This is a genomic window from Rhizobacter sp. P3_B12, from assembly GCF_056402895.1.
In genome coordinates this window covers 1-5,641 of record NZ_JBFUGN010000357.1, presented here as the reverse complement: position 1 = coordinate 5,641, position 5,641 = coordinate 1, and the positions used below count along the sequence as shown (strand labels likewise).

Here is a 5,641-nt window from a genome sequence, read left to right as displayed (position 1 = left end):
GGGTTCGGCTCGGCGAACAGCGCTGCCACCATCGGCGCGAGCGCGTGGTGCAACCGGCGTGCGCGCGGCAGGTCGCCCGCCTGCAGCGCGTCGAACAGCTCGACGAAGCGCCTCGCATGCAGGTGCGCACTGGCCGCGATGGCGCCCTGCCCGCCCTGGCACAGCGTCGTGAAGATCTGGTGGTCCTCGCCGGCCAGCACCGCGAGGCGGCCGTCGGCGATCAGCGCCTGTGTCTTGCGGGCGTCGCCGCCGCAGTCCTTCAGGCCTGCCACGCCGGGGATCGCGGCCAGCGTGCGCAGCGTCGCGAGGCTCAGCTCGACGCCGGTGCGGTACGGGATGTCGTAGACGACGATCGCGCGCGGTGCCGCGGCGGCCGCAACCTCGCGGTAGAAATCGACGATGCCTTGCTGCGATGGCCGCACATACGACGGCGGCGGCACCAGGAAGCCTGCGACCGCCTGCTCACCAAACCGCCGGCACGCCGCCACCACCTCGCGCGGCGCGATGCCGCTCACGCCCATCAGCACCGGCCGGCCACCGGCCGCCGACAGCACCGTGCCCAGCACGGCGGCCTGCTCGGCCTCGTCGAGTGTCGCGGCCTCGCCGGTGGTGCCGCAGGCGACCAGCCCGTGGATGCCGTCGGCCACCAGGTCTTTGACCAGCGCGGCGAGCCGTTCATGGTCGACGCGCCCATCCGCCGCGAACGGCGTGATGACGGGAACCCAGATGCCTGAGAGCTGCTGCATGAATCCATTCCTCGCGCCGGCGGACACGCCGGATCAGGCTGGGCATTCTAGGCAGGATGGAACACCTGGCGCCGGGCGTGAGCCGGTCACCGATTCACTTGCAGCGGCAACAGGCGCAAGCAAGTGCGCTTCGTGTCGATCGTCAGCAGCGCGCCTGCCGCCAGCTCGGCCGTCATCTGGCGCAGTGCGGCAACAACGTGAGCGCCGATGGCATTCGGGTTCACGTCCTCGGCACGGATCTGCACGACGCTCGGCTTGTCGCCTTGGGTCGCTGCCAGCATGGCGCCGAAATCCAGGTCGTGCGTCAGCACCACACAGTCGTGTTCCGCCGCATACGCCATGATCACCGGGTCAGGCGCATCGGGAGCGCCGAGCGTTGACCAGTGAGAGGCCTCGATGCCGGCCTCTTTGAGGACGCCGACCCATCGGGGCGACAGGTTCATGTCGATGAGAAGCCGCATCCTCTGTCACATGCCGACCAGCTCGACTTCGCGCTCATCGGCGCGCCAGGCGGCATAGCGCAACGCCTGCAGGATGTCTTCTCGCTCCAGATAGGGGTAGTCGGCCAGGATGTCGTCGACGCTGTGCCCGGCACCGACCTGACCGACCACCATCCCGACGGTGACGCGCATGCCACGAATGCAGGCCTTGCCACCCATCACGTCCGGTCGCTGTGTAATGCGTTCCAGGGGTCCCATATCAGCTCCTTGTCGCAACGCGAACCATGGTAGCGAGTATCCCTTCGCAGCAGGCACTCATCTAGCCGAACCGCACGTTCTCCACGAGGAAATCCAGCAACGCCCGCACCCGCGACGGCAGGTGCCCGCCCTGGCCGACGAACACCGCGTGGAACTCTTCCAGGTCGCCGGGGTTGAAGTCCTCCAGCACCGCGACCAGCCGCCCGGCGGCGATGTCGTCGCGCACCTGGAAGGCGGCCAAGCGCACCAGCCCGAGCCCCGCCACTGCGAGCCGGCGCAGCGATTCGCCGTCGCTGACGCGCGCGTTGCCGTTCAGCGCCACCTGCACGACCTTGCCGTCGTCCAGCAGCGGCCAGCCCTCCAGCGCGCGGGCATACGTGAAGCCCAATCGGTTGTGCGACGCGAGATCGGCCGGCGTCATCGGCGTGCCGCGCTGCTGCAGGTAGGCCGGCGAGCCGACGATCAGCTTGCGTGTCTCGCCCAGCTTGCGCGCCAGCAGTTGCGAGCTCTTCAGCGGCCCGGCCCGCACCGCCACATCGGTGCGGCGCTCCAGCAGGTCGATCACCTCGTCGGTCAGCACCAGGTCGAGCGTGACCTCCGGGTGCTGCGCCAGGAAGGCCGGCACCAGCGGCAACAGGAAATGCTCGCCGAACGGCACGTTGACGTTCACGCTCAGCCGGCCGCGCGGTGCATCGTTGGTGGCGGCGCCGCGCTCGGCTTCCTCGAGGTCGGCCAGCACGCGCACCGCCCGCTCGTAGAACACGCAGCCCTCGGGCGTCAGCTGCACCTGCCGCGTCGAGCGGCTGAGCAACCGCACTGCGAGCCGCGCCTCCAGCCGCCCGACCAGCTTGCTGACCGCCGACGGCGTCATCCGGAACGCCCGCGCCGCCGCCGAGAAACCGCCCAGCTCGACGACCCGCACGAACACCTCCATCTCGCCCGAGCGGTTCACATCCAGTCGTGCCATGCCGTCCCTCGCTGATGAACTGGGTTCACAAGTGTTTTTCCAGCGGGCAGTCTAGTTCACAACGCCGTTTGAACTCATCATTCCCGACTCAACGGCATCTGAATTCACAGTCATGAAGAACACCAAGCTGGCGCTGTATGCGCTGACCGTCGGCGCCTTCGGCATCGGCGTCACCGAGTTCGTGATCATGGGCCTGCTGCTCGACGTGGGCACCGATCTCGGCGTCTCGGTGTCGGCGAGCGGGCTGCTGATCTCCGGTTACGCGCTGGGCGTCGTCGTCGGCGCACCGCTGCTGACGGCGCTCACGCAGCACTGGCCGCGCAAGACGCTGCTGCTGGCGCTGATGGCGGTCTTCACGCTCGGCAACCTGAGCTGTGCGCTGGCACCGACCTACGAGTTGCTGATGGCGGCCCGCGTGCTGACGGCGCTGGCGCACGGCAGCTTCTTCGGCGTCGGCTCGGTCGTCGCGACCGGCCTGGTGCCGCCGCAGCAGCGCGCCTCGGCGATCGCGATCATGTTCACCGGCCTCACCGTCGCCAACATCCTCGGCGTGCCGTTCGGCACCTGGCTCGGCCAGCACTTCGGCTGGCGCGCCACCTTCTGGGCCGTCAGCGCGGTCGGGTTGCTGGCGATGGCGGCACTGGCGCTGTTCGTGCCGACCCAACCGGCAAGCCATGAAGGCAGGTCGCTGCGTGCCGACCTCGACGCGCTGCTGCGCCGCCCGGTGCTGCTCGGTTTCGCGACCACGGTGCTCGGCTTCGCGGGGCTGTTCGCGCTGTTCACCTACATCGCGCCGCTGCTGACGCAGATCGCCGGCTTCAGCGCCGCGGCGGTGTCGCCGATCCTGCTGGTGTTCGGCGGCGGGCTGGTGATCGGCAACCTGGCCGGCGGCAAGCTCGCCGACCGGCACCTCGCCGGCACGGTGCTGGGCTCGCTGGCGGTGCTCGCGATCGTGCTCGCGCTGACCGGCTGGGCGCTGCACAGCCAGGTGGCCGCGGTGCTGTTCGTCGGCCTGCTCGGGGCGGCGTCGTTCGCGACCGTTGCGCCGCTGCAGATGTGGGTGCTGGACAAGGCCCAGGGGGCCGGGCAGAGCCTCGCATCGAGCTTCAACATCGCGGCGTTCAACCTCGGCAATGCCTTCGGCGCGTGGCTGGGCGGTGCGGTGATCGCGAACGGGCCGGGACTCGGCTCGCTCGCGTGGGTGGCCGCGCTGCTGCCGCTGGCCGGCCTCGCGATCGCGGCGCTCGCGATGGCGCTGGACCGCACGCCGGCCGCGATCGCCTCCGCCAACGCCTGATCGGAGCCACACCATGACCACATGCCGCACGCCGTGGCACGGCCTCGCCACGACCCTCATGTCCGTCTGCGCCCTCGCCTGCCTGGCCGCGATGCCTGCGCACGCCGGCACCTGGATCCAGAGCTGGACCGCCAGCCCCGAAGCAAGCTGGGGCGCGGAGTTCGCGCTGCCCACCGGCACGCCATCGACGATCGACGACCAGACGCTGCGCCAGGTCGTGCGGCTGAGCCTCGGCGGGCGGCGCGTGCGGTTGCAGCTGTCGAACGAGTACGGCCGCGAGCCACTGGTGATCGGCGCGGCGCAGGTGGCGCCGGCATCGGCCCCCGGGCGTGGCCGCGCGGTGACCTTCGGCGGACAGGCCGGTGTCGTCGTGCCGCCGGGCGCGCCGGTGCTCAGCGACCCGGTGGAACTCGAGGTCGCAGCGCTCGCGTCATTGGCCGTCAGCCTGTACCTGCCGAAGCCGACATCCACGCAGACCTTCCACTGGGATGGACGGCAAACCGCCTCGCTCGCGCCCGGCAACCAGGTGGGCGCCGCCCAGCTGCCGCCGACACCGGGCCTGACGGCGCGGATCTTCCTCAGCGGCGTCGCGGTCGAGGCCGACGCGCCACGCGGCAGTGTCGTCGTGATCGGCGACTCGATCACCGACGGCAACGGCGCGACGATGGACGCCGACACGCGCTGGCCCGACTTCCTCGCCGCGCGACTCGCGCCGCAGCGCATCGCGGTGCTGAACGCCGGCATCTCGGGTGGCCGGCTGCTGTCGGACGGGATGGGGCCGAGCGCGCTCGCACGCTTCGATCGCGACGTGCTGGCGCAACCGCAGCTGCGCAGCGTGATCGTGCTGATCGGCATCAACGACATCGCGTGGCCCGGCACCGCCTTCGACCCGCAACGCCGGCCGCCCGAGCTCGCGGAGCTGGTCGCCGGCTACCGCCAGCTGATCGCCCGTGCGCACCTGCGCGGCGTGCGCGTGCTCGGTRCCACGCTGACGCCGTTCGAAGGCGCCCTCGCCGGCACGCCGCTCGCCGACTACTTCCAGCCGCACAAGGACGCGCTGCGCCGGCARCTCAATGCATGGATCCGCGACAGCGGCGAGTTCGATGCGGTGATCGATTTCGATGCGCTGCTGCGCGACCCGGCGCAGCCGTCGCGCCTGCGGCCAGCCTTCGACTCCGGCGACCACCTGCACCCGGGCGACGCCGGGCACCGCGCGATGGCCGGGGCGGTGCCGCTGCCGGCCACACGCTGATCAATCCCCGTTGCCGAGCTCGCAAGGCACGGCTCAGAACACGACGCCGGCGTACAGCAGCAGGTTGGCGTACGGCGTGAACTCGCCGCTGCGCACGATCGCGCGCGCCGAGGCGCTGCGCCGCTTCAGCTCGTCGTGCGGCACGTGCTCGACCGGCACGCCCTGCAGGCGCTCGCCGGCCAGCGCGACGAACGCGGGGCTGCGCTGCAGCGCCTCGTCGGCCAGCGCGGCGCGCTCCACCTGCATCTCGCTCAGCAGCACCTGCAGCACCTGGTCGAACGACGGCACGCCACGCGTCAGCGCGAGGTCGATGCATGGCGTGCCCGCCGGCACCGGCAGCCCGGCATCGGCAATCACGACCAGGTCGCCATGGCCCAGCCGCGCGACCAGCTGCGACAGGTCCCGGTGCAGCAGCGGCGTCTTCTTCACGACGCCTCGACCGTGGGTTGCAGGTCGCGCGCGAACGGCATCGCGTCGATCGTGCCGGGCCGCGCGACGCTGAACGCCGCGGCCCGTTGCGCATGCGCGATCGCCGCGTGCAAGGCCACGCCGGCGCAGCGCGCGGCGGCGAACGCGCCGATGAAGGTGTCGCCGGCACCGGTGGTGTCGACTGCCTGCGTGCGCGGCGCCGGCGCATGCACGTTGCCGCGCTCGTCGGCGCACTGCACGCCGTCGGCGCCC

At 71.3% G+C, this 5,641-nt stretch carries 8 protein-coding genes; 2 read left to right on the top strand and 6 right to left on the bottom strand.

From position 1 onward, the window contains the following. The 4 genes from AC1D01_RS18340 to AC1D01_RS18325 all read right to left on the bottom strand — a co-directional run. Positions 1-746: dihydrodipicolinate synthase family protein (locus tag AC1D01_RS18340; RefSeq protein WP_477868748.1), on the bottom strand; the 746-nt coding region annotated here is incomplete at its 3' end. 86 nt (positions 747-832) lie between these two features. Then, the gene (locus AC1D01_RS18335) at positions 833-1,207 is read right to left on the bottom strand and encodes a DUF5615 family PIN-like protein (RefSeq protein ID WP_477868746.1); all 375 of its coding nucleotides are present in this window, start codon (positions 1,205-1,207) and stop codon (positions 833-835) included. Between the two features lie 6 nt (positions 1,208-1,213). Continuing rightward, on the bottom strand, positions 1,214-1,444 hold the full coding sequence (locus AC1D01_RS18330; protein ID WP_477868744.1) for a DUF433 domain-containing protein: 231 nt from the start codon (positions 1,442-1,444) through the stop codon (positions 1,214-1,216). Between the two features lie 61 nt (positions 1,445-1,505). Then, positions 1,506-2,411 carry a LysR family transcriptional regulator gene (locus tag AC1D01_RS18325; protein WP_477868742.1) on the bottom strand — a complete coding sequence of 302 codons (906 nt, stop codon included), beginning with the start codon at positions 2,409-2,411 and terminating at the stop codon, positions 1,506-1,508. A 112-nt stretch (positions 2,412-2,523) separates the two neighbouring features. On the opposite strand from AC1D01_RS18325, the gene AC1D01_RS18320 reads away from it, so the two are divergent. Together AC1D01_RS18320 and AC1D01_RS18315 are read left to right on the top strand one after the other, a co-directional pair. Further along, the gene (locus tag AC1D01_RS18320) at positions 2,524-3,708 is read left to right on the top strand and encodes an MFS transporter (protein WP_477868740.1); all 1,185 of its coding nucleotides are present in this window, start codon (positions 2,524-2,526) and stop codon (positions 3,706-3,708) included. A 13-nt stretch (positions 3,709-3,721) separates the two neighbouring features. Next, a complete protein-coding gene (locus AC1D01_RS18315) occupies positions 3,722-4,960 on the top strand; it encodes an SGNH/GDSL hydrolase family protein (protein ID WP_477868738.1) in 1,239 nt (412 codons plus the stop codon). Positions 4,961-4,993: 33 nt separating this feature from the next. Here AC1D01_RS18315 and rbsD read toward each other — a convergent pair whose 3' ends face one another. Together rbsD and AC1D01_RS18305 are read right to left on the bottom strand one after the other, a co-directional pair. Beyond that, positions 4,994-5,389, bottom strand: a complete 396-nt coding sequence (gene rbsD, locus AC1D01_RS18310) for a D-ribose pyranase (RefSeq protein ID WP_477868736.1) — start codon at positions 5,387-5,389, stop codon at positions 4,994-4,996. Further along, on the bottom strand, positions 5,386-5,641 hold a 256-nt coding region (locus AC1D01_RS18305), incomplete at its 5' end, for a PfkB family carbohydrate kinase (RefSeq protein WP_477868734.1). The genes AC1D01_RS18305 and rbsD, both read right to left, overlap by 4 nt.

Coding starts and splice junctions, on each gene's coding strand:
- AC1D01_RS18320 (WP_477868740.1), top strand. CDS start 2,524: ATGAAGAACACCAAGCTGGCGCTGTATGCGCTGACCGTCGGCGCCTTC.
- AC1D01_RS18325 (WP_477868742.1), bottom strand. CDS start 2,411: ATGGCACGACTGGATGTGAACCGCTCGGGCGAGATGGAGGTGTTCGTG.
- AC1D01_RS18335 (WP_477868746.1), bottom strand. CDS start 1,207: ATGCGGCTTCTCATCGACATGAACCTGTCGCCCCGATGGGTCGGCGTC.
- AC1D01_RS18330 (WP_477868744.1), bottom strand. CDS start 1,444: ATGGGACCCCTGGAACGCATTACACAGCGACCGGACGTGATGGGTGGC.